Origin of the sequence: Streptosporangium sp. NPDC048047 (assembly GCF_040653115.1) — a bacterium.
Lineage (GTDB): Bacteria > Actinomycetota > Actinomycetes > Streptosporangiales > Streptosporangiaceae > Streptosporangium.
In genome coordinates, this window is sequence record NZ_JBEZNH010000048.1 from 38,045 (window position 1) to 59,986 (window position 21,942).

Below are 21,942 nucleotides of genomic sequence, written 5' to 3' on the forward strand. Positions count from 1 at the left end.
CTTGCCGGTGAGGCGTTCCGGCGCGTCACGGGGTCCTGCCGGTGACCGGTTCCCTGAGGATCTCCGGGCCGGGGGACGGCATGCCGATGGCGGCGACGCTCCGGCGCCCGCTGCGGACGGCCAGGGCGGGGAACCTGTCGATCAGGCGGAAGAACAGCGGCAGGCCCGCCGATCGCGACTCCAGGCGTGCCCGGGCGCCGCGTTCGATCCTGACCTGCATGCGCTGCTCCCGGTCGACCGGCGGCCGGCGCACCTCCTCGACCCGGCGGCAGGCGGCGTCCAGGAGTTCGGGGGACGAGGAGGGGTCGAGGAGGACGGGCAGGAGACGGTTGGCGGCCTCCGCGGCGTCGGCGATCGCGAAGTTGATGCCGTTGCCGCCGACCGGGGAGATCACGTGCGCGGCGTCGCCGATGAGCAGGATCCCCGGCCGGTACCAGCTGTCGACGTCGGTGATGCGGACCGGGAGGAGGGACAGCTGGTTGACGTCGGTCAACGCGGCGAGGCGCTCACGCAGCCAGGGAAGCTGTCCGGTGAAGGCCTCGACGATCGGTGCGGTGCCCCGTTCCCGCATCGCGCCGAAGCTTCCCGCCGGGATGTTGTAGCCGAGCTGCCACTGGGTGTCCTGGTCGAGCACGGCCAGCGTCGCACCCGGAACGCTGAACAGCTGGAGACCCGACAGGGCCGGGTCGCCAGGAAGCCGCGGCACGGCGAACCAGAGGATGTCGAGGCTCGCGCCCAGCTCGCGGGCGGTGAATCCGCCGAGCGTCCGGAGCTTGGAGTTGCGGCCGTCCGCGGCGACGACCAGGCGGGCCCGCACCTCGCGGGGGCCGCCGGGCCCGGTGTGCCGTACGCCGGTGACCCGGCCCGCCTCGTCACGCAGCAGTTCGGAGACACGGGCTCGCATGAGCAGCCGGAACCCCGGATAGGCGGCGGCCCGGCCGGCGAGGTACGGCAGGAACCTCGCCTGGGGGATGAGCGCGTAGTAGGGGTGGCGGTCGCTGGCACGCCGGTAGTCGACGAGGGTGTAGACGCGGTCGCCGACGTGCCAGCGGAAGGTGTCGGCGGTGGCGTGCGGCAGCTCCGCCAGCATCTCCTCCGCCAGCCCCAGCGTGTGGAGGTAGTCGAGCACCCCGGGCGCCAGGGTGTCGCCCCGGAAGCGGCGGTTGAAGTCGCCGTGGGACTCCAGCAGGGTGACCCGCGCACCGCCCCGCGCCAGCAGGTAGGCCAGCATCATCCCCCCGGGACCGCCCCCGGCCACCACGCAGTCGGCCTCGGCGTCCGGGGCGTCGCCGATACCGGCCCCGGAGGCGTAGCCGGTCCCGGAAGCAGCGCCGGTTCCGGAGACGGGGCCGGTTCCGGAGACGGGGTCGGGGGCCGGGCCGGTGCCGGGGGCCGGACCGGTGTCGGAGGCCGGGCCGGTGTCGGACGGGCGGGCGGGTTCGCTCATGACGGTCCTCCGGGGATCGCGGCCTCTTCTCTCACTCCTTCTTCGTCGGAAGAGGTCCCCCGGATTCCCGCGCGGCGAACCGGCCGCGCCGCGCGCCGTCAGCCGGTCGGCCGGCCGGTCAGCCGACCAGCCCCGCCACCAGCTCCAGCTGCTCCAGGCGGAGCCGCAGGGTGGGGGTGACCAGGCCGACGACCAGGCCGGTCGCCCCCGCCTCGCGATAGGCGGCCACCCGCTCGCGCAGCTTGCCGGGCGGCCCGCACATCGTCATCGCGTCGACCAGCGCGTCGGGCAGCAACGACATCGCCTCGCCCTGCCGCCCGGACAGGAACGCCTCCTGCACCGCCTCGGCCTCCTTGCCGAACCCCAGGGTGCGGGCCAGGCGGCTGTAGAAGTTGGTGCGGCGCGAGCCCATGCCCCCCAGGTAGAGGGCGAGCATGGGACGCATCATGTCGTAGGCCAGCTCCTCGTCCTCGTCGACCATGGCCAGGACCATCGGGACCACGTCGAAGCCGTCCAGGCTCCGGCCCGCCCGCTCGGCGCCCCGGCGCAGCTCGGCCATGCGCTCGGCGAGGTGGCCGGGAGGGAAGTGGATGGCCAGCCAGCCGTCGGCCAGCTCACCGGCGAGGGCCGTCACCTTGGGGCCCATGGCGGCGAGGTAGACGGGCAGCCGCTCCTGCACGGGCGACACCGCGAGCGAGAGCTCTTTGCCCTGGCCGCCGGGCAGCGGCAGCGTCATCGTCGGCCCCGAGTGGCTCACCGGCCGCCCGGACAGGGCGAGCCGCAGCACCGACAGGTAGTCGCGTGCCCGCTCCACCGGCCGGTCGAAGGGCTCGCCGTGCCAGCCCTCCACGACCTGGGGGCCGGAGACGCCCACGCCCAGCCGGGCCCGGCCGCCGGACACCTGGTCGATCGTGGCGGCCGTCATCGCCGCGACCACCGGCTTGCGTCCCGACATCTGCAACACGCCGGTGCCCAGACCGATCCGCTCGGTACGGCCCGCGATCCAGGCCATCAGACTCGCCGGGTCGGTGCCGTAGGTCTCGGCGGCCCACACCGAGTCGTATCCCAGCCGCTCGGCCTCGCGGACGAGGGCGAGGTGGTCGGCGGGACCGAGTCCGGCCCCGCCCCAGTAGCTCATGCTGTAGCCCAGACGCATCCGATCTCCTCGATGATGGCGGCGGCCAGCCGGTCGGGGGCCTCCTCGGCCAGCCAGTGGGAGGCGTCGAGCTCGCGCAGCGACGGCCGATGGACGCTCTGCCTGCGCCAGCCGAGCAGCCCGCCCCGGGAGACCGAGCGGTCGCGCGCGCCGTACAGGACGGTCACGGGGACGGGCAGCGGCGGCGCGGGGACGTGCCGGTAGCCGGCGAGCATGCCGAAGTCGGCGCGGAGCGCGGGTTCGAGGATGGGCCTGAGCACCTCGCGTTCGGCGACCTCGGCCGGGACCCCGCCGAGTTCGATCAGCTGCTCCCAGAACAGCCACGACGGCAGGGACGGCAGCCTGCGCAGCAGGAGCGCGACGTCCGGCGCCGCGAAGGAGCCCACCAGGAGCCGTTCGGGCAGGGGCGGGCGCTCCGCGGCCTGTACCGGGACGAGCGCCGCCCGCGAGCCGGAGCCCGGCCATCCGGGGTCCGGCGGCGATCCGGGGGCCGCCCGTCCGGGATCCGGCGGCGGTCCGGGATCCGGCGGCGGTCCGGCCGACGCGGACAGCTCGGTCAGGCGACGGCAGACCAGGTACGCCAGCAGCGCGCCGCTGCAGTAGCCGAACAGCGCGTACGGCGGGCGCGCGGTCGCCAGCAGGTCGCGGGCCAGGTCGTCGACGAGACCGTCGAGGTCGTCGCGGGGCGGCTCGGCCAGCCTGGCCTGCCTGCCCGGCAGGTTCACCGCCCACACCTCGACCTCGGGCGGGAAGGCGGCGGCGAGCCCGGTGAGCGACGCCGGGCCTCCCCCGGCGTTGGGGAAGGCGTACAGCCGGACGCGGCCCTCGGGCCGTTCCCCGGCCGGTACGAACCATGGCGCGGTCAACGGCCCGCTCCTTCCTCTTCCTCGGTCCCCCGGACGGGCGTCCCGGCCCGCCCGGTGAGCGTCCCGGCCTGTTCGGTATGCGTCCCGGCCCGCCCGGTGAGCGTCCCGGCGAACGCGGCCAGCCCGGCCGGGGTGGGATGGTCGAAGATCGCGCGCACCCCGATCGGGTGCCCCACGAGCTCCTCCAGCGGGGCGATCAGCCGTACGGCGAGCACCGAGTGTCCCCCGCTGAGGAAGAAGTTGTCGTGCTCACCGAGTCCGGGCCGCCCGAGCGCCTCCCTCCAGAGCCGCAGGACCCCCTCCACCAGCGGCGAGCCCGCAACGGCGGCGGGCGCCGCCGGGTGCTCCTCCTCTGGCACGGTGAGGCTCCGGTAGTCGATCTTGCCGTTGCCGGTCTCCGGGAAACGGTCGACGAGCACGAACCCCGAGGGGACCGCGTAGTCCGGCAGGCGGGTCCTGACGTGGCGCCACAGCTCCTCGCGCCAGACCGCCCGGTCGGCCGGCTCGCGCGCGGGCCGCACGAACGCCGTCATCGTGTCGCCGCGGACGACCACGGCTGCGGCCCCGACCGTCTCGTGGTCGTGCAGGACCGCCTCGACCTCACCCAGCTCGATCCGGTGCCCGCGCAGCTTGACCTGCCGGTCGTCGCGGCCGAGCAGTTCGAGGGTTCCGTCGTGCCGGAGCCTGGCCAGGTCGCCGGTGCGGTAGAAGCGGCCGTGCCGGGGATGCGCGCCGAACCGCTCCGCGGTCAGCTCGGGCCGGTCGACGTATCCCGCGGCGACCCCGTCGCCCGCCACGCACAGCTCCCCGGGGACCCCGGGAGGGGCCTCGCGCCCGTCGGCGTCCCGGACGAAGACCCGGGTGTTGGCGAGCGGCGCGCCGATCGGCACCGGATCGCGCGGAGCCTCGGCGATCTCCGCCGCGGTGGACCAGATGGTCGTCTCGGTGGGTCCGTAGACGTTGAACAGGCGGCAGCCCAGCGCCAGCAGGTCCCTGGCGAGCGCCGCCGGCAGGGGCTCCCCGCCGCACAGCACGGTCCGCCCGGCCAGCTCGCCGCCCGCCTCCGGTACGGCGAGCCGCCACGCCGTCGGCGTGGCCTGCACGACGCGCACGTCCCGCGCCGCGACGAGGTCCAGGAACCCGCGCGGCCGGAGCCGGTCGGCGTCGGAGGCGATGACCAGGGTGCCGCCGCCGACCAGCGGCAGCAGCAGTTCCAGGGCCGAGATGTCGAAGGAGGGGGTGGTGGACCACAGCACCCGGGCCGCGGCGTCCGGTCCCAGCCGTCCGGCGAAGTCCAGGACGAGGTTGGCCAGGTTGCCGTGGGTCACGGCCACGCCCTTGGGACGCCCGGTGGACCCGGAGGTGTAGATCACGTACGCGAGCGCGTCCCCGGCCGTCGGCGCGGACACGGGCGCGGCGTCCGGCGCGGACACGCGATCGGCGGCTTCGGCGCCGGGGCCCGTCCCGGAACCCGGCGCCGAGCCGGGACCGGGTTCGGAGGCGGGCGGGGGCATCGGACCGGACACGGCCTCCGGACCGGACACGGGGCCGTACGGGACGGTCAGGACGGGGACCTCCCCCGCCCAGGGGACCGCGGCGGGGGCGACGACCAGGCGGGCCCCCGCGTCCCGGACCTGGTAGGCCAGGCGCAGCTCCGGATGGCCCGGATCCAGGGGCAGGTAGGCGGCCCCGGCCGCCCACACGCCGAGCACGGCCGCCACCAGCTCCACCGAGCGTCCGAGGCCGAGCGCCACGATGTCACCGGGCCCGATCCCGCGTGAGAGGAGCGCGTCCCTGACGGCTCCGGCCGCGTCCAGCAGCTCCCCGTAGCGGACCTCCCGGTCGCCGTCGACGACGGCGACGGCGTCCCCCCGGTGGGCGGCGATCCGCTCCGGCAGCGTGGGCGGGCCGCTCCACCGGCGGCCGGTGTCGTTGAGGCGATCCAGCAGCGTCCGGTCCCCGGGGGAGAACGCCTCCAGGGCGCGCTGCGGCAGCTCGGGGTCCTCGGCGGCCTGCCGCAGCAGCGAGGTCATCCGCGCGACGAAGGCGGTGATCTCGGTCTCGTCGTGGACCTCCGTGCTGTGCCACACCCGGACGGTGAGCCGGTCCGGCTCGTGTACGGCGATGCACTGCAGGTCCAGGCGGCTGCGGTCGAAGAGGTCCTCGACGTACTCGGGCACGGAGCCCTGGATGCTCACCCGCTCGTCGGTCCACGGCCGGTAGTTGAACATGTGCCGGAAGAGCGGCACCCGCCAGTCGCCGGTGCCGTGCCCGCGCTCGACGAGGACGGCCTCGACGGAGGCGTCCGCGTGCTCCACCCCCTCGAAGAAGGCGTCCTCCACCCTCCTGACCAGGGTCGCGAAGCCCTCCTGCGGGTCGGTGCGCACCCGCAGGGGCATCGTGCTGACGCCGTAGCCGACGTGGTCGCGGGTCGCGGCGGTCCTGGTGCTGACCGGCACGCCGACCACCATGTCGGGGCCGGCCCCGTGGCAGCGCAGGGCGAGCAGGAAGGCGCTCGTCAGCACCATGTTGTCGGTGGTGCGCAGCCGGGTCCGCAGCGTGTCCAGCGCCCGCCGGGTCGCCGCGTCCACCTCCCAGGAGCAGGTGTGCCCGGCGAACGTGGGCCGCTCGGGAGAGGGACGGCTGCCGGGCAGCGGCATGGCGGCCGGGTCTGCGCCCTCCAGCCGGTCGAGCCAGTAGCCGATCGACTCCCGCGACGCCCGGCCCGGCTCCAGCATCGGGGCGGGGCCGGCGAGCCTGGCGGGCAGCGGCGCCTGGCCCGTCTGGGCGTCGTAGAAGGCGCCCAGCTCCTCGACGAGGAACTGCATCGACGTCGCGTCGACCACGATGTGGTGGGCGACCAGGCAGACCACGCTTCCGCCGCCCTCCGGCAGCGTGAAGTGGCCCGCCCGGAACAGCAGGTCCCCGGCGAGGTCGAAGGGTTCGTCCAGGAACGCCTGCAGGTCGGCGACCATCGTCTCCTCCGTCGTCGCCGCGCTCGCCAGCGTGATCCGCGCGTCCTGCGGCGCGGTGAGGTGCCGGACCGGGGCCCCGTCCACCTCGGGGAACCGCAGGCGCAGGGCGGGGTGCCGTCGGAGGAGACGGTTGACGGCGTTCTGCAGCGGGAAGCGGCGCAGCGGCTCGCGGGTCCGGAACGCCACCGCCAGGTTGGAGACGCCGCTCCCGCCCGCCAGCTGCTCCAGCACCCAGAACGAGTACGGCACAGGCCCCGGCGGGCGCGGCGGCTCGGCGGGCTCCGGCAGCCCCGCGAGCCCGCCCGGCTTCTTCGCCGGTTCTCCGGGTCCGCCCGCCCGTCCCGCCGGGCCTTCGCCCTCACCGGTCCGCCCCGCCCGTTCTCCGGGTCCGCCCGCCCGTCCCGCCGGACCTTCGGGCAGGCCGGTCCGCCGGAGCGGTTCTCCGGCGGCCGGCTCCGCCGGAGCGGGATCGAACCCGCCCGGGACGGACATCCGCTGAAGGGGATGGTCGGGGTCGAGCGCCTCCCAGTCGACCCGGCAGCCGAGCGTCCACAGCCGGGCGAGCGCCGTCATCAGGCCGTGCCGGTCGTCCCCGCAGTCGATCGCCGGCCCGCCCGGTGAGGACGCGGCCGGGCCGAGGACCAGGGTGAACGTCTCCCCCGCCCCGGCGGGCTCGGGCGCGCCGGTCCCGCCGGTTCCGGACGTTCCGGCCGTCCTCACGGAGCCGGCGACGGCGACCCCACCGCCGCCCGCCTCGCCGGTCTCCGGCGTTCCGGCCGCCCTCGCGGGTTCGGGGGCGACGGTACCCCCGGAGGCCACCAGGGCGACCGCCTCGCCGAATCCCAGTCTCCCGGCGACGGCGGCCGCCGCGATCTCCCCCGCGCCCTCCCCTGCACCCTCCCCGGCGCCGTCTCCCGAGCAGGCGGCGGGCGTGACGCCCCAGCCGGTCAGGGTGGCCGCCAGCGAGCAGGTCACCGCGAAGGTGACGGGGGCGTCGTCCCGCTTCCCGGCGAGCCATTCGTCGCAGAGGTCGATCCCGTGCCGTTCGAACTCCTCCAGGCAGACGTCCATGGACTCGGTGAACAGCCGTTCCACCCCGTACAGGGCCGCGCCCAGCCGCCCGGTCCCGCCCGGCGGGAAGACGAACCGCACTCCGGCGCCGTCCCGGGCGGGATCGGAGGCCGTGGCGGCGGTGGCGAGGGCGTGCGCGGCCTCGGCCGCGGTCGAGCAGACGACCGCGCCCCGGAACGGATGCGGCGTGCGGCCCCGCTGGAGCGTGGCGACGGCGTCGGCGAACCGCTCCCCGGGGAGCGCCGCGAAGAATTCGGCCAGGCTTCGCCGTACGGCGTCGGCCTCTTCCACGGTGCGCCCGGACCAGACGACCACGCGGGGTCCGGCGCCGGACGGAGGGTGAACCGGCGGAAGGCCCTCCCCCACGGCCGGCCGGCCGGTCGCGGGGTCCGTGTCGAGTACGGCGTGCACGGGGTCGCCGTCGAGAAGCGCCTCTCCCAGCCTCCGCAGCGCGACCGCGCGGTCCGCCGGACCCTGCCCGGCCAGGACGGCGCCCGCCCGGGTGACCGCGATGTCGCACACGCCGGACAGCAGGGCCCGGCACGCGTCCTCCACGCTCTCGTGCAGGGCGAGGACGCCGGGGGGCCGTGACGGGTCGTGCCCGGCGTCGCCCAGCGCGGCCTCGGCGGACGCCGCGGAGAGCGGGCCGCGCGGCCCCGTGCCGATCACCGCGACCGATCGGCTTCCCGTCACCGGGACGCTCCCGGCCCCCGGCGGATGCGGGCCCGGACGTCCCTTCGGCCGCCGCCGGACGGGCGGGGCAGCGAGGAGTCGTCCCCGGCCTGTGCCGGAGCCCCGCCCACCGGAGCCCCGCCCGCCGGGGAGCCGGACGTCGGAGAACCAGGAGCGGAAGAGCCGGGAGCCGGGGAGCCGGACGCGGGGACGCCACCGGCCGAGGTGCCCGGAGCCGGGCTGCCCGGAGCCGGGGCGCCGGCGCGGGCGCTTTCGACGAGGCGGCCGAGCGCCTTCGCGTTGGGCCGGGTGAACATCGCGGTGACCGGAATGTCGATGTCGAATGTGCCGGTGATGTCCGCGTGCAGCTCGACCAGGGCCATCGAGTTGAGCCCGGCCTCGAAGAAGTTCTCGTCGGGGTCGAGCGGCCTGCCGAGCCGGCTCTCGATCATCTCGGTGACCCGGTCGGCGATCGGAACGGGACGTCCCGGGCGTCCCCGGACGTCCGCGACGCTCCTCGCGCCGCCGTCATGCTGGTCTTCCGGGTCCACCGGCCGACTGCCCTGGATCATCCGCAACCCTTCGTTCGGCGTCGGGCGCACCGCCGCGCGGGCGCTCTGTGCCGATCCTCTTGAAGGATTCAGGACACTACAAGACCGTATTTTTCGGCATTTGTCATCCGGGGACGCGACCGGGACACCGGACCGACGTCATCCGGGGCCATGTCCGGTTCCCGGATCAGCGGTTTCCCGCGGAGAGGCCGATACGGATCTCCTCGGCGGTGAGCCTGGCGAAGGCGTGGCCGAGCTCCTCCAGGCGGTTCCGGGGAAGCGCCGCGGCCAGGGCGGGGAGGATCCCCTCCTCCTCGGCGGCGAAGTGACGCGTGACCACGCCGGTGAGGTCGTCCAGCCGCGACTCGAACTCCGCGGCGCCGGGGGCGATGTCCAGCAGGGAGAGGATCATCTGCTCGGCACGCTGGTGCTCGGCGGTGGCGTGGAGGGCGTGTTCGGCCTCCCGGGGATCCACCCTGGTGATCTCGGGGTAGACGATCTCCTCCTCGCCCCGGTCGTGGGCGACGAGCCTGGCGGCGAGCTCGACGAGCAGGGCGGGGCGGGCCGCCGGTTCCCGGCGGAGCCGGCCGAGGACCGCTCTGATGTCGCGGTGATCCGCGATGATCATGCTGATGACGTCTCGTGCCATGATCCCCTCCTTCGGAGGGGGCTGACTACCCGGGAGAAGGGGGTCTACACCCGCCGCGCGGAGGATTTCTTCGCGCGGCGGGTCTTCGGGCCGGTCAGGGGAGGTTCGAGACCGCGGATCCGATGGTGTGGACGCGCAGGGCGTTGGTGGAGCCGGGCGAGCCGGGAGGCGATCCGGCGACGATGACGACCTTGTCGCCCTTCTCCAGCCGGGCGTGGGCCAGCAAGGCGGCCTCGACCTGGCGGACCATGTCGTCGGTGTGGTGGACGAACGGCACCTCGAACGTCTCGACGCCCCAGGTCAGCGCGAGCTGGTTGCGGACGTGCGGGGAGGAGGTGAAGGCCAGCAGCGGGATCGGCGAGCGGTAGCGGGCCAGGCGGCGGGCGGTCTCGCCGGACATGGTGAAGGCGACCAGGGCCTTGGCGCCGACGATGGCGCCGACCTCGGCGGCGGCGCGGGCGATGGCGCCACCGGTGGTCTCGGGAAGGCGTTCGAGGCTGTGGGTGGCCTTGAGGGCGCGCTTCTCGGCCGCGCAGGCGATGCGGCTCATGGTCTCGACGGCCTGGACCGGGAACTGGCCGACCGAGGTCTCACCGGAGAGCATGACCGCGTCGGTGCCGTCCATGACGGCGTAGGCGACGTCGGACGCCTCGGCGCGGGTTGGCCGCGGAGAGCTGATCATGGAGTCGAGCATCTGGGTGGCGACGATGACCGGGCGGGCCTTCTCGCGGCACAGCTCGATGGCACGCTGCTGGACGATCGGCACCTCTTCGAGGGGCAGCTCGACGCCGAGGTCGCCGCGGGCGACCATGATGCCGTCGAACGCCTCGACGATCTCGGGGAGCCGCTGGACGGCCTGCGGCTTCTCGATCTTGGCGAGCAGCGGCAGGCGGACGGCCTCCTGCTCCATGATGTTGCGCACCACGTCGGCGTCGGAGGGACGCCGGACGAAGGACAGCGCGATCATGTCGAAGCCGGTGCGCAGCGCCCAGCGCAGGTCGGTCTCGTCCTTGTCGGTGAGCGCGGGGGCGCTGACGTTGACGCCGGGGAGGTTGAGGCCCTTGTTGTCGGAGATCATGCCGCCGGTGACCACGCGGGTGGTGACGCGGGGGCCGTCGACGCGGGTGACCTCGAGGTGGACCCGGCCGTCGTCGACGAGGATGCTGTCGCCGGGACGGACGTCGTTGGGCAGGCCGAGGTAGGTGGTGGAGACCTGGTCCCGATCGCCGGGGACCTCTTCGGTGGTGATGGTGAAGACGTCTCCGAAGCCGAGGCGGATCGGGCCCTCCTCGAACTTGCCGACCCGGATCTTGGGGCCCTGGAGGTCGGCCAGCACGCCTACGCCGCGGCCGAGCTCGGCGGCGGCCTCCCTCACCCTGTCGTAGACCTCTTTGTGCAGCTCGTGGCTGCCGTGGCTGAGGTTGAAACGGGCCACGTCCATGCCGGCGGCGATGAGCTCGCGCAGGCGTTCGGGTGAGGATGTGGCGGGGCCGAGGGTGCAGACGATTTTCGCGCGACGAGTCACGGTTCCCAGCCTAATTGGTACAGACCACCTGGTCGTTACATTGCCCGGAGCAGGCATGAAAAACTCGGTGACCTCAACGCTACCGGCCGGGGGCGGCGATGGCGAACCGGCCTCCCCGTCCCCGCAGGTCACCCGCGGGTCACCCAGGGGTCACCCGCGGGTGAACCGCCGTCGCGCCGCGGCGGCGAAACTCCGCGCCCCGCCGTACGGCGGGGCGGCCGGCCGTACGGCGGGCCGCGCCGCGCGGACGGCGTCAGGGCCTGACGGTGGCGGCCCTGGCGGCGTCGACGATTCCCCTGCCGTAGAAGCCATTGCGGTCCTTGCCGCCCTCGCACGTCTGGGCGTCGCCGGAGCCCCCGGTCCGGTAGACGAAGCGGCGCGGCGAGGGGCAGGGCCGCTTGGAGGCGGTGGCGTACAGCAGGCGCTGGACGTCGGCGGGCGGCATGGTGAGGCCGCCCTTCCCCGGCTTGCCGAAACGGCTGATCAGGATGGCGGCGACGCCCGTGGCGTGCGGGGCGGCCATGGAGGTGCCGGCGAGGTACTGGTAGTAGGCGCAGGTGCCGCCGTGGCAGTCGCGGACGACGGAGGACGAGGCGGGCTTGCCGTCGCGGGAGATCAGGCCCTGGGCTCGGAGGGCGTGTTCGGGGGCGGCGGCCAGGATGGTCCTGGTCTGGTCGATGCCGCGGCCGTCGAGCTCGTCGCCGCCGGGCGCGGAGAGGTCGGTCTGCTCGACGCCGTAGTCGGAGTAGTAGGCCTTGCGCTTGCTGGGGCCGAGTGCCGCGACGGAGATGACGCCCTTGGACTCGGCCGGGACGTTCAGGCAGGAGTTGTCGATCCGGCGGGTGCGCTCGGCCTCGGCCGGATAGTCGGGGCTCTCGGTGTCGGTCCTGGGCCTGCCGAGGTCGGTGGACTCGTTGCCGAGGGCGCTGATGAGGGTGACGCCGCGCTTGCGGGCGTAGTCGAGGGCGCGCTGCATGCCGGTGATGACGCCGCGCTGTTCGAGCTGCTCGGCCCTGGAGTCGGCGGGGTTGGCCCGGCAGTTGAACAGCCAGGGGTCGATGTAGTAGCTCATGTTGACCACGTCGATCCCGGCGTCGGCGGCGTAGGTGAGGGCGTCGAGGCTGGGCTTGAGGAAGAACAGGCCGGAGTCCTGGCCGGCGCGCAGGTTGACGACGGTGACCCCCGGGGCGACGCCGGCGACGCCGAGGCCGTTGACGGGCGAGGCGATCGTGCTGGCGACGTGGGTGCCGTGGCCGTCGTCGTCCCAGTCGACGGGGTCCTTGCAGCCGCTGAACTCGCAGGGGCCGTCGAGGGTCTCGCCCTTGGAGTCCTTGGGCCGGTCGGTGACGAAGTTGCGGCTGAGCGCGCGGTCGAAGTTGGGGGCGATGTCGGGGTGCCTGCCGTCGATGCCGGTGTCGATGACGCCGACGAGCACCTTCCTGTCGCCCGGGGCGGTGGCGTACGAGCCGGTGGCGGTGGCGCCGATCATCTTCATGTCCCACTGCCGGGAGGCCAGCGGCTCGGCGGCCGGGGCGGCCCGGCCGGCGCGTGAGGCGGCCTGCCCCGTACGGGAGGCGGCCCGGCCCGCGCGGGGGGCGGCCGGGGCGGCGAGGGAGGGCGGCGGGGCCGCGGCGTGACCGGCGCCCGGGAGCCGGGGGGCGCGGGGGCCGGCGGCCGCGGGGGCGGAGCGGCCGGCCGGGAGGGCCGGGGCGGACGACGCGAAGCCGATGGCGCGGTCGGAGGAGACGCCCGTGACGGCGCCGCCGGCGGCCAGGCGCTCGACGAAGCGGTCGCCGGGGCCCCGGGCGACGACGTAGCCGAGCCTGGGCTCGGTGGCGGTCGCGGTGCCGCCGGCCGCGCCGATCGCGGCGACCGCCCGGTCGTGCCCGCCGCCGGGGTAGAAGACGAGGTAGTCGCGGAGCGGGCCGGTCCCGGCCGACGCGCCGCCGGCCTGTGCCCCCACCGTGAGGGTGCCCGTCAGGGCGGCCACCGCCGTCACGACCACCAGGTGTTTGCTCCAGCGACTCATCCGATCCCCTCCACGGCTGTCCGGACCAAGGGGCCATCCTTCCCGGTATTCGACCACTCAGGCAACGCGGGCGTCGTTCCGGCGGCTCTTTTCGGTGTGACTCCTCCGCCCCCTGAAGGAGACGGCTTCTCGCTAGGCCGCTTGTGCGGCGTCGCGAAGGGCAAGCCCTGCCCTCAAGATGTTGATCGCCGCGTTGACGTCGGCGTGCGCCTCGTGACGGCACGCCGTACATCGGAACTCGGCTTGGGTGACACGGTTCTCCGCAGCGCAGTGCCCGCAACGGGCACAGGTGCGGGAGGTGTTGGCGGGGTTCACCGCGATCAGCTCTCGACCGGCGCTTTCAGCCTTGTGCGACAGGATCGTCAGGAACACCCCCCAACCCGCGTCCAGGATGCTCTTGTTCAGTCCGGCTTTGGCCGCCGCGCGGTTGGGCAGGTAGCCGCCTTCGCCGTCCGGCTTGGGCGCTGCCCGTTTGGTCATGGCGGTGACGCTGAGCGCTTCGTGCACGATCACGTCGTAGTCGCGCACCAGCGCAAGCGCGGCCTTGTGCGCGCCGTCCAGCCGTTGACGGCGGACCTTGGCGTGCAGCACGGCCACGCGGGCGACGGCCTTGCGCCTCCGTTTCGAGCCGCGCTTCTTACGTGCGAGGTTGCGTTGGGCGACGGCGAGCCGGTCAGCGGAAGCGGCCAGGTGGCGCGGGTTACCGACCTGCGCGCCGTCCGAGGTGGTCAGGAACGACGCTACGCCCATGTCGATTCCGGCGACCGCTGCGGTGGCGGGCAAGGTCTCAGCCGAGACATCGTCGCAGGACAGGACCACGTACCAGCGGTGGCCTTCCCGCTTGACGCTGATCGTCTTCACCCGGCCCCGCACCAGGCGGTGCTGGTGCACGCGGACATGCCCGACACCCTGCAAGCGGACGAATGCGGCAGCGGGGTGTTCGGGTCGGGAGTCCCACCGGCAGCCGTCGCCGTCTTTGGGCCACTCCACGGTGTCGAACCAGCCCCGGCCCTTGAAACGCGGGTACCCAGGGGCCGCGCCTTTCTTGACCCGGTCGAAGAACGCGCGGAACGCCTTGTCCAGACGCCGGAGCGTGGCCTGCTGGGAGGAAAACGACCAGCGCGCCTGATCGGGGTCGTCGGCGCGGATCTCTTTGAGCTGGGCGGACTGGTCGCCGTAGCGGATGCCGGTCTTCGCCCGCCTGTACGCTTCGCGCCGCTCCTCAAGCGCCGCGTTGTACAGGTTCCGGTGGTCGTCCAGGCATGCGGTCAGGGCGATCACCTGGTGGCGCGTCGGGCGCATGAGGAACTTGTAGGACCTACGCACCGCCACCACCCTTGGCGGGCCGCTCGTACTGCGTCTCGATGTACCGCTGCACCGTGTCGGCGGACACCATGCCGGCCGTGGCCACGAAGTAGGACCGTGACCACAGCGTGGGGAGCTGGGAACGCAGGTGCGCGAATTCGGCGCGCAGGTGGTGGGAGGTGTAGCCCTTGAACTGGTTGGCCACGTACGACGGCGAGTTCTTCGGGTGGGGCTTGACGAACAGGTGCACGTGGTCGGGCATCACCTCAAGCACCACGACCTCCCAGCCGTGCTCATCGGCCTTGGCGCGGATCAACTCCTCCAGGCGGGCCTTCACCCGGCCGCCCAGAACGGGACGGCGGTACTTCGGGCACCACACCACGTGGTATCCGAGGTCGTGGGCCGCACCCGGGGAGGTGCGCGCTTGACGAGTCACACGATCCTTATAGCAGCGTCACGCATCTAATGTGCGAGGGACGGAGACCTCTCATGCCTGAATCTGACGGGTCATTGCACGCTCGGGCCTTGGCGGCCCTCCCGCTCCCGATTCCCCCGTCGCCTAAAGGCGACGGTCCCCTCGGGAGGATCTGATGGCGACGGGTCTTCGCCGGTACGGCGGGGCTCCGGGACGCGGGGCGGCGCCGTACGGCGCGGCGGGCCGGGGGACCCGGATCCGGGCGGGTCCGTCCCGAGGGGCGGAGGTAGGGTCCCGGAAGGACCTGACCCAGGAGGCGACATGGACATCGTGAACCCCGCCGTCAACGACTACGTGCTGGCCCACTCCAGCCCGGCCGACGACGTGCTGCGGGATCTGGCGGACGAGACGCGGAAGGCGTTCTCCGACTTCACGAGCATGCAGATCACGCAGGACGAGGGCGCGTTCCTGACCATGCTGGTCCGGCTGACCGGGGCGCGGCGGGCCGTGGAGGTCGGGGTGTTCACCGGGTACTCGTCGATCTGCATCGCCCGCGGGCTGCCCGCGGACGGGCGGCTGCTGGCCTGCGACGTCAGCGAGGAGTGGACCTCGGTGGCCCGGCGCTACTGGGAGCGGGCGGGCGTGGCGGACCGGATCGACCTGCGGATCGCCCCGGCTCTGGAGACGCTCAGGGCGCTGCCGGCCGACCCGGAGATCGACTTCGCGTTCATCGACGCCGACAAGGTGAGCTACCCCTCCTACTACGAGGAGCTGGTGACCCGGCTGCGTCCGGGCGGCCTGATCGTGCTGGACAACGTGCTGCGCTCCGGCCGGGTGCTGGACGACTCCTTCCAGGAGGAGGCGGACGTCGTGATGCGCCGGATGAACGACATCGTGGTGGCCGACGACCGCGTCGAGTCGGTGATGCTGCCGATGCGCGACGGTGTGACGCTCGCCCGGCGACGCTGAGCGCGACCCGGGCCGGACACGGCTCGCGCTGAACCCGGCTCGGGCCCGGCACGGCTCGGACCGACCCCGGCGACGCTGAGCGCGGCCCGGGCCGAGGGCGACCCGGGCCGGGCACGGCTCCGCGCGGCGCCGGGGTCCCCGGCGCCGCGCGGGACGTCAGACCAGCGGGCGGGCGGTCGGCGGGATCGCCCTGGGCAGGGCCGTGTCGCCGACGAGGTAGCGGTCGACGGCGGAGGCGGCCGAGCGGCCCTCCGCGATCGCCCACACGATCAGCGACTGGCCGCGGCCCATGTCGCCGGCGACGAACACGCCGTCCACCCCGGACATGTAGGAGGCGTCGCGGGCGACGTTGCCGCGGGCGTCGAAGAAGCCCTCGCCGCCGTCCTCGGCCAGGTCGGACAGCAGGGACCCCTTCTCCGGGCCGAGGAAGCCCATGGCCAGCGTGACGAGCTGGGCCGGGATCTCCCGCTCGGTGCCGGGGATCGGCGCGAAGCCGTTCGCCGGGCCCTCGACGTCGACCAGGCGCAGCGCCCTGATGTTGCCGTCCGCGTCGCCGACGAACTCGGTGGTGGAGGCGGCGTAGACGCGGTCGCCGCCGCCCTCGGCGAGTTCCTCGTGGGCGCTCTCCATCTTGAACAGGATGGGGAAGGTGGGCCACGGCTGGCTGCCGGGGCGGTCCGCCGGGGGCCTGGGCATGATCTCCAGCTGGGTGACCGACGCGGCGCCCTGGCGGATCGCGGTGCCGATGCAGTCGGCGCCGGTGTCGCCGCCGCCGATCACGACGACGTGCTTGCCGGCCGCGTCGATCGCGGGGGCCGCCTGGTCGCCCTCCTGGACCCGGTTGGCCCCGGGGAGATACTCCATCGCCTGGTGGACGCCGCCCAGTTCGCGGCCGGCGACCGGCAGGTCGCGCCACTGGGTGGCGCCGCCGGCCAGGACGACGGCGTCGAACTCCTCGCGCAGCTGCGCCGCGGTGACGTCCACACCGACGTTCACGCCGGTGCGGAACTCGGTGCCCTCGGCCCGCATCTGCTCCAGGCGGCGTTCGATGTGGCGCTTCTCCATCTTGAACTCGGGGATGCCGTAGCGCAGCAGGCCGCCGATCCGGTCGGCGCGCTCGAAGACCACGACGTCGTGCCCTGCCCGGGTGAGCTGCTGGGCGGCGGCCAGGCCGGCGGGGCCGGAGCCGACGACCGCGACCTTCCTGCCGGTCCGGACGGCCGGCGGCGCGGGGGCGACCCAGCCCTCGGCGAAGGCGCGGTCGATGATCTCGACCTCGACCCGCTTGATGGCGACGGGGTCGGAGTTGATGCCGAGCACGCAAGCGGCCTCGCACGGGGCGGGGCACAGGCGGCCGGTGAACTCGGGGAAGTTGTTGGTCGCGTGCAGCCGTTCGGCGGCCTCCCGCCAGTCGTCGCGGTAGACCAGGTCGTTCCACTCGGGGATGAGGTTGCCCAGCGGGCAGCCGTTGTGGCAGAACGGGATGCCGCAGTCCATGCAGCGTGAGGCCTGCCTGGTCAGCGCGGGCCGCGGGAAGTCCTGGTAGACCTCCTTCCAGTCGCGGATGCGCACGTCCACCGGGCGGCGGGCCGGCAGCTCGCGCCCGTGCGTGAGGAAACCCTTCGGGTCGGCCATCGGTTACGCCCCCTATCCCTGTACGGCGGCCGCCATGACGGCCTCGTCGATGTCTCGTCCTTCGAGCCGCGCGTTCTCCGCGGCCGTCAGGACCCGCTTGTAGTCCGTCGGCATGATCTTGCTGAACCGGCCGGGGTCCCAGTCGGCGAGCAGGGCCCTGGCGACCGTGGAGCCGGTCTCGGCCAGGTGCCGCTCCAGGAGCCCGCGCAGCTCCCCGGCGTCGGCGTCGCCGAGGGTCTCGATCTCCACCATCTCCCGGTTGACGCGGGCGGCGTCGAGGTCGAGCAGGTAGGCGACGCCGCCGGACATGCCGGCCGCGAAGTTGCGGCCGGTGGGCCCGAGGACGACGACCCGGCCGCCGGTCATGTACTCGCAGCCGTGGTCGCCGACGCCCTCGACGACCGCGGTGGCGCCGGAGTTGCGGACGCAGAACCGTTCGCCGGCCACGCCGCGGACGAACATCTCGCCGGAGGTCGCGCCGTACAGGGCGACGTTGCCGGCGATGATGTGGCCCTCCAGCGGGGCCTCCTCGTGCGGCCGCAGCGTGACGCGGCCGCCGGACAGGCCCTTGCCGGCGTAGTCGTTGGTGTCGCCGGTGAGGCGCAGCGTGACGCCGCGGGGCAGGAAGGCCCCGAAGGAGTTGCCCGCCGAGCCGGTGAAGCGGATGTCGATGGTGTCGTCGGGCAGGCCGCCGCCGCCGTACCGCTTCGTCACCTCGTGGCCGAGCATGGTGCCGACCGTACGGTTGACGTTGCGGATGGGCAGTTCCAGCGTGACGGGGCGGCCGTCGTTCAGAGCGCCCTCGGCGAGCTGGATCAGGGTGTTGTCCAGGGCCGCGGCGAGCCCGTGGTCCTGCTCGCGGACGCGGCGCACCGCGGTTCCGGCGGGCAGCTCGGGCAGGTGCAGGATCGGCGACAGGTCCAGGCCCGCGGCCTTCCAGTGGTTCTCGGCGGAGGCGGTGTCCAGCAGCTCGGCGTGGCCGATGGCCTCCTCCAGGCTGCGGAAGCCCAGGGCGGCGAGGTACTCGCGGATCTCCTCGGCGATGAACTCGAAGAAGTTGACCACGAACTCGGGCCGGCCCGAGAAGCGCTTGCGCAGCTCGGGGTTCTGGGTGGCGACGCCGACCGGGCAGGTGTCGAGGTGGCAGACGCGCATCATCACGCAGCCGGAGACGACCAGCGGGGCGGTGGCGAAGCCGTACTCCTCGGCGCCGAGCAGCGCGGCGATGACCACGTCGCGGCCGGTCTTGAGCTGGCCGTCGACCTGGACGACGATGCGGTCGCGCAGGCCGTTGAGCAGCAGTGTCTGCTGGGTCTCGGCCAGGCCGAGCTCCCAGGGGGCGCCGGCGTGCTTGAGCGAGGTCAGCGGGGAGGCGCCGGTGCCGCCGTCGTGTCCGGAGATCAGCACGACGTCGGCGTGGGCCTTGGACACGCCCGCCGCGACCGTGCCGACGCCGACCTCTGCGACGAGCTTGACGTGCACGCGCGCCGCGGGGTTGGCGTTCTTCAGGTCGTGGATGAGCTGGGCGAGGTCCTCGATGGAGTAGATGTCGTGGTGCGGCGGCGGCGAGATGAGGCCGACGCCGGGGGTGGAGTGCCGGGTCTTGGCGATCCACGGGTAGACCTTGTGGCCGGGGAGCTGGCCGCCCTCGCCGGGCTTGGCGCCCTGGGCCATCTTGATCTGGATGTCGTCGGCGTTGACGAGGTACTCCGACGTCACGCCGAACCGGCCGGAGGCGACCTGCTTGATCGCCGAGCGGCGCTCGGGGTCGCGCAGCCGCTCGGGGTCCTCGCCGCCCTCGCCGGTGTTGGACTTGCCGCCCAGGCGGTTCATCGCGATGGCGAGGGTCTCGTGGGCCTCCATCGAGATGGAGCCGTAGGACATGGCGCCGGTGGAGAACCTCTTGACGATCTCGGAGGCCGGCTCGACCTCGTCGATCGGGATCGGCTCGCGGACGCCCTCGCGGAGCCGGAACAGGCCGCGCAGCGTCATGAGCCTCTCGGCCTGGGAGTCCACCAGGGAGGTGTACTCCTTGAAGATCTCGTAGCGGCGCGAGCGGGTGGCGTGCTGCAGCTTGAAGACGGTCTCGGGGTTGAACAGGTGCGGCTCGCCCTCGCGGCGCCACTGGTACTCCCCGCCGACCTCGAGGCGGCGGTGGGCGTTGTCCACGCGCGGGTGGGCGCGGCGGTGGCGGCGCGCGACCTCCTCGGCGAGGACGTCGAAGCCGACGCCGCCCAGGCGGGAGGTGGTCCCGGCGAAGCAGGCGTCGATGACCTCGGCGCCGAGGCCGAGGGCCTCGAAGATCTGCGCGCCGGTGTAGGAGGCGACGGTGGACACGCCCATCTTGGACATGACCTTCAGGACGCCCTTGCCGTACGCCTTGATGAGGTTGCGCACGGCCTTGGCGGGGTCGCCGGCGAGCGCGCCGGTGGCGACCATGTCCTCGACGGTCTCGATGGCGAGGTACGGGTTGACCGCGCCGGCGCCGTAGCCGATGAGCAGCGCCATGTGGTGGGCCTCGCGGGCCTCGCCGGTCTCGATGACCAGGCCGACCCGGGTGCGGGTCTTCTCGGCGATGAGGTGGTGGTGGACCGCGCCGGTGAGCAGCAGCGACGGGATCGGCGCGAGGGTCTCGGAGGAGCCGCGGTCGGACAGCACGATGACGCGGGCGCCGCCCTCGATCGCCGCGGAGACCTCGGCGCGGATCTCGTCCAGGCGGCGCAGCAGCGCCTCTCCCCCGCCGGCGACCTCGTACAGGCCGGAGACGACGTGCGGGTGGAAGCCGGGCAGCGCGCCCTCGTCGTTGATGTGGATGATCTTCGCGAGCTCGTCGTTGTCGATCACCGGGTACGGCAGGACGAGCTGGCGGCAGGAGGCCGGTCCCGGCTCCAGCAGGTTGCCCTCGGGGCCGAGGGTGCTGGACAGGGAGGTGACGAGCTCCTCGCGGATGGCGTCCAGCGGCGGGTTGGTGACCTGCGCGAACAGCTGGCTGAAGTAGTCGAACAGCAGCCGGGGCCTCTCGCTGAGCACCGCGACCGGGGTGTCGGTGCCCATCGAGCCGATCGGCTCGATGCCGGCCCTGGCCATCGGGGCCAGGATGATCCGCAGTTCCTCCTCGGTGTAGCCGAAGGTCTGCTGTCGCCTGACCAGCGCGCCGTGGCTGGGGATCTCACGGGAGCGGGCGGGCAGCTCCTCGAAGCGGACCAGCCCGGCGTGCAGCCACTCGGCGTAGGGCAGCTCGGCGGCCAGCTCGGCCTTGATCTCGCCGTCCTCGATGATCTTGCCGCGGGCGGTGTCGACGAGGAACATCCGGCCGGGCTGCAGACGGCCCTTGCGGACCACGTCCTGCGGCGGGATGTCGAGCACGCCGGCCTCGGAGGCGAGCACGACGAGGCCGTCGGTGGTGACCCAGAACCGGCCGGGGCGCAGGCCGTTGCGGTCGAGGACCGCGCCGACCAGCGTGCCGTCGGAGAAGGTGATCGAGGCGGGGCCGTCCCACGCCTCCATGAGGGTGGAGTGGAACTCGTAGAAGGCCCGCCGCGCGGGGTCCATCTCGGTGTGGTTCTCCCACGCCTCGGGGATCATCATCAGCACCGCGTGCGGCAGCGGGCGCCCGGCGAGGTGGAGCAGCTCCAGCGTCTCGTCGAAGGAGGCGGTGTCGGAGCCGGCGGGGTCGCAGATCGGGAAGAGCCGCGACAGGTCGCCGGGGAGCGCGGAGGTCTCCAGCATGGCCTCGCGGGCCCGCATCCAGTTGCGGTTGCCCCGGACCGTGTTGATCTCGCCGTTGTGGGCGACGTAGCGGTAGGGGTGGGCCAGCGGCCACGAGGGGAAGGTGTTGGTCGAGAAGCGCGAGTGGACCAGCGAGATCGCGGTCTCGTAGCGCTCGTCGGTCAGGTCGGGGAAGAACAGCTCGACCTGGCCGGGGGTGAGCATGCCCTTGTAGACGATCGTCCGGGAGCTCAGCGAGGGGAAGTAGACGTCCGCCTCGTGCTCGGCCCGCTTGCGCAGGCAGAAGGCGAGCCGGTCCAGCTCCAGGCCCCGCTCGCCGTTCGGGGAGGCGACGAAGAGCTGCCGGAAGCACGGCATCACCGCGCGGGCGCTGGGGCCGGGCAGCGACGGGTCGGTCGGCACGTCGCGCCAGCCGAGGACGGTCAGCCCCTCCTCCGCGGCGATCCCCTCGATCAGCCGCACGGCGGTGTCGCGGGCCTCGGGATCGGCGGGCAGGAAGGCGGTGCCGGCGGCGTAGGAGCCCGCCTCGGGGAGCGGGAAACCGGTCACGGCGCGCAGGAACGCGTCAGGGATCTGGGTGAGGATCCCGGCTCCGTCGCCGGTGTCCGGCTCACTCCCCTGGGCCCCGCGGTGGTCGAGGTTGCACAGGGCGGTCAGGGCCTTGACGACGATGTCGTGGCTGCGGCGCCCGGCCACGTCGGCGACCATGGCGACCCCGCAGGCGTCGTGCTCGTGCTCGGGGTGGTACAGGCCCTGGGGCTCGGGGAAGCCGAAGTGGGCAGCAGGCATTGAATCCCTCCCGTCGTCTCACTGCTCTGGATCAAGCAAGGGACGACGTTGGCCCTGCTGCGTAGTGTTTCGACATTACAGTACCCCGTCCAAAACACGGCCATCCTGTCCACATAGTGGCCATTTTACAGATGTTTTACGATTTGTCCCCCTTTCCGG

The 21,942-nt window shown here is 73.5% G+C and carries 13 protein-coding genes; 1 reads left to right on the forward strand and 12 read right to left on the reverse strand.

Annotated elements, in window-relative coordinates; all coding sequences use genetic code 11:
* Positions 1 to 25: 25 nt before the first annotated feature.
* From AB0D67_RS30210 to tnpA, 10 genes are all read right to left on the reverse strand, one after another.
* Positions 26 to 1,447: an FAD-dependent oxidoreductase gene (locus AB0D67_RS30210; RefSeq protein ID WP_362943476.1), complete on the reverse strand. Its 1,422-nt coding sequence runs from the start codon at positions 1,445 to 1,447 to the stop codon at positions 26 to 28.
* A gap of 118 nt (positions 1,448 to 1,565) precedes the next feature.
* Positions 1,566 to 2,603: an LLM class F420-dependent oxidoreductase gene (locus AB0D67_RS30215; RefSeq protein WP_362943479.1), complete on the reverse strand. Its 1,038-nt coding sequence runs from the start codon at positions 2,601 to 2,603 to the stop codon at positions 1,566 to 1,568.
* Positions 2,582 to 3,469 carry an alpha/beta fold hydrolase gene (locus AB0D67_RS30220; RefSeq protein ID WP_362943482.1) on the reverse strand — a complete coding sequence of 296 codons (888 nt, stop codon included), beginning with the start codon at positions 3,467 to 3,469 and terminating at the stop codon, positions 2,582 to 2,584. Before AB0D67_RS30220 ends, AB0D67_RS30215 begins: the two co-directional genes overlap by 22 nt.
* The gene (locus AB0D67_RS30225; RefSeq protein WP_362943485.1) at positions 3,466 to 8,208 is read right to left on the reverse strand and encodes an amino acid adenylation domain-containing protein; all 4,743 of its coding nucleotides are present in this window, start codon (positions 8,206 to 8,208) and stop codon (positions 3,466 to 3,468) included. Before AB0D67_RS30225 ends, AB0D67_RS30220 begins: the two co-directional genes overlap by 4 nt.
* On the reverse strand, positions 8,205 to 8,759 hold the full coding sequence (locus AB0D67_RS30230) for a phosphopantetheine-binding protein (protein ID WP_362943488.1): 555 nt from the start codon (positions 8,757 to 8,759) through the stop codon (positions 8,205 to 8,207). The genes AB0D67_RS30225 and AB0D67_RS30230 overlap by 4 nt, the downstream gene beginning before the upstream one ends.
* A gap of 166 nt (positions 8,760 to 8,925) precedes the next feature.
* Entirely contained in the window at positions 8,926 to 9,387 is a 462-nt protein-coding gene (locus AB0D67_RS30235; protein ID WP_362943491.1) for a hemerythrin domain-containing protein, read from the reverse strand.
* 94 nt (positions 9,388 to 9,481) lie between these two features.
* Positions 9,482 to 10,912 carry a pyruvate kinase gene (pyk, locus tag AB0D67_RS30240; RefSeq protein WP_362943494.1) on the reverse strand — a complete coding sequence of 477 codons (1,431 nt, stop codon included), beginning with the start codon at positions 10,910 to 10,912 and terminating at the stop codon, positions 9,482 to 9,484.
* A gap of 253 nt (positions 10,913 to 11,165) precedes the next feature.
* Entirely contained in the window at positions 11,166 to 12,941 is a 1,776-nt protein-coding gene (locus AB0D67_RS30245) for a S8 family serine peptidase (RefSeq protein ID WP_362943497.1), read from the reverse strand.
* A gap of 132 nt (positions 12,942 to 13,073) precedes the next feature.
* Positions 13,074 to 14,267, reverse strand: a complete 1,194-nt coding sequence (locus AB0D67_RS30250; RefSeq protein WP_362943500.1) for a transposase — start codon at positions 14,265 to 14,267, stop codon at positions 13,074 to 13,076.
* Positions 14,260 to 14,682 carry an IS200/IS605 family transposase gene (gene tnpA / locus AB0D67_RS30255; protein WP_362943503.1) on the reverse strand — a complete coding sequence of 141 codons (423 nt, stop codon included), beginning with the start codon at positions 14,680 to 14,682 and terminating at the stop codon, positions 14,260 to 14,262. The genes AB0D67_RS30250 and tnpA overlap by 8 nt, the downstream gene beginning before the upstream one ends.
* 300 nt (positions 14,683 to 14,982) lie before the next feature.
* Between tnpA and AB0D67_RS30260 the strand changes: the two genes are divergently transcribed.
* Entirely contained in the window at positions 14,983 to 15,630 is a 648-nt protein-coding gene (locus tag AB0D67_RS30260; RefSeq protein ID WP_362943506.1) for a class I SAM-dependent methyltransferase, read from the forward strand.
* Between the two features lie 156 nt (positions 15,631 to 15,786).
* On the opposite strand, the gene AB0D67_RS30265 is transcribed toward AB0D67_RS30260, so the two are convergent.
* Positions 15,787 to 17,265, reverse strand: a complete 1,479-nt coding sequence (locus tag AB0D67_RS30265) for a glutamate synthase subunit beta (protein ID WP_362943509.1) — start codon at positions 17,263 to 17,265, stop codon at positions 15,787 to 15,789.
* A 12-nt stretch (positions 17,266 to 17,277) separates the two neighbouring features.
* On the reverse strand, positions 17,278 to 21,783 hold the full coding sequence (gltB, locus tag AB0D67_RS30270; protein ID WP_362943512.1) for a glutamate synthase large subunit: 4,506 nt from the start codon (positions 21,781 to 21,783) through the stop codon (positions 17,278 to 17,280).
* Between the last annotated feature and the right edge of the window lie 159 nt (positions 21,784 to 21,942).

What these genes read in the sequence shown, in the direction of transcription:
- AB0D67_RS30210 (WP_362943476.1), bottom strand. Translation starts at nt 1,447, where the DNA reads ATGAGCGAACCCGCCCGCCCGTCCGACACCGGCCCGGCCTCCGACACC.
- AB0D67_RS30215 (WP_362943479.1), bottom strand. Translation starts at nt 2,603, where the DNA reads ATGCGTCTGGGCTACAGCATGAGCTACTGGGGCGGGGCCGGACTCGGT.
- AB0D67_RS30230 (WP_362943488.1), bottom strand. Translation starts at nt 8,759, where the DNA reads ATGATCCAGGGCAGTCGGCCGGTGGACCCGGAAGACCAGCATGACGGC.
- AB0D67_RS30235 (WP_362943491.1), bottom strand. Translation starts at nt 9,387, where the DNA reads ATGGCACGAGACGTCATCAGCATGATCATCGCGGATCACCGCGACATC.
- AB0D67_RS30245 (WP_362943497.1), bottom strand. Translation starts at nt 12,941, where the DNA reads ATGAGTCGCTGGAGCAAACACCTGGTGGTCGTGACGGCGGTGGCCGCC.
- AB0D67_RS30260 (WP_362943506.1), top strand. Translation starts at nt 14,983, where the DNA reads ATGGACATCGTGAACCCCGCCGTCAACGACTACGTGCTGGCCCACTCC.
- AB0D67_RS30265 (WP_362943509.1), bottom strand. Translation starts at nt 17,265, where the DNA reads ATGGCCGACCCGAAGGGTTTCCTCACGCACGGGCGCGAGCTGCCGGCC.
- gltB (WP_362943512.1), bottom strand. Translation starts at nt 21,783, where the DNA reads ATGCCTGCTGCCCACTTCGGCTTCCCCGAGCCCCAGGGCCTGTACCAC.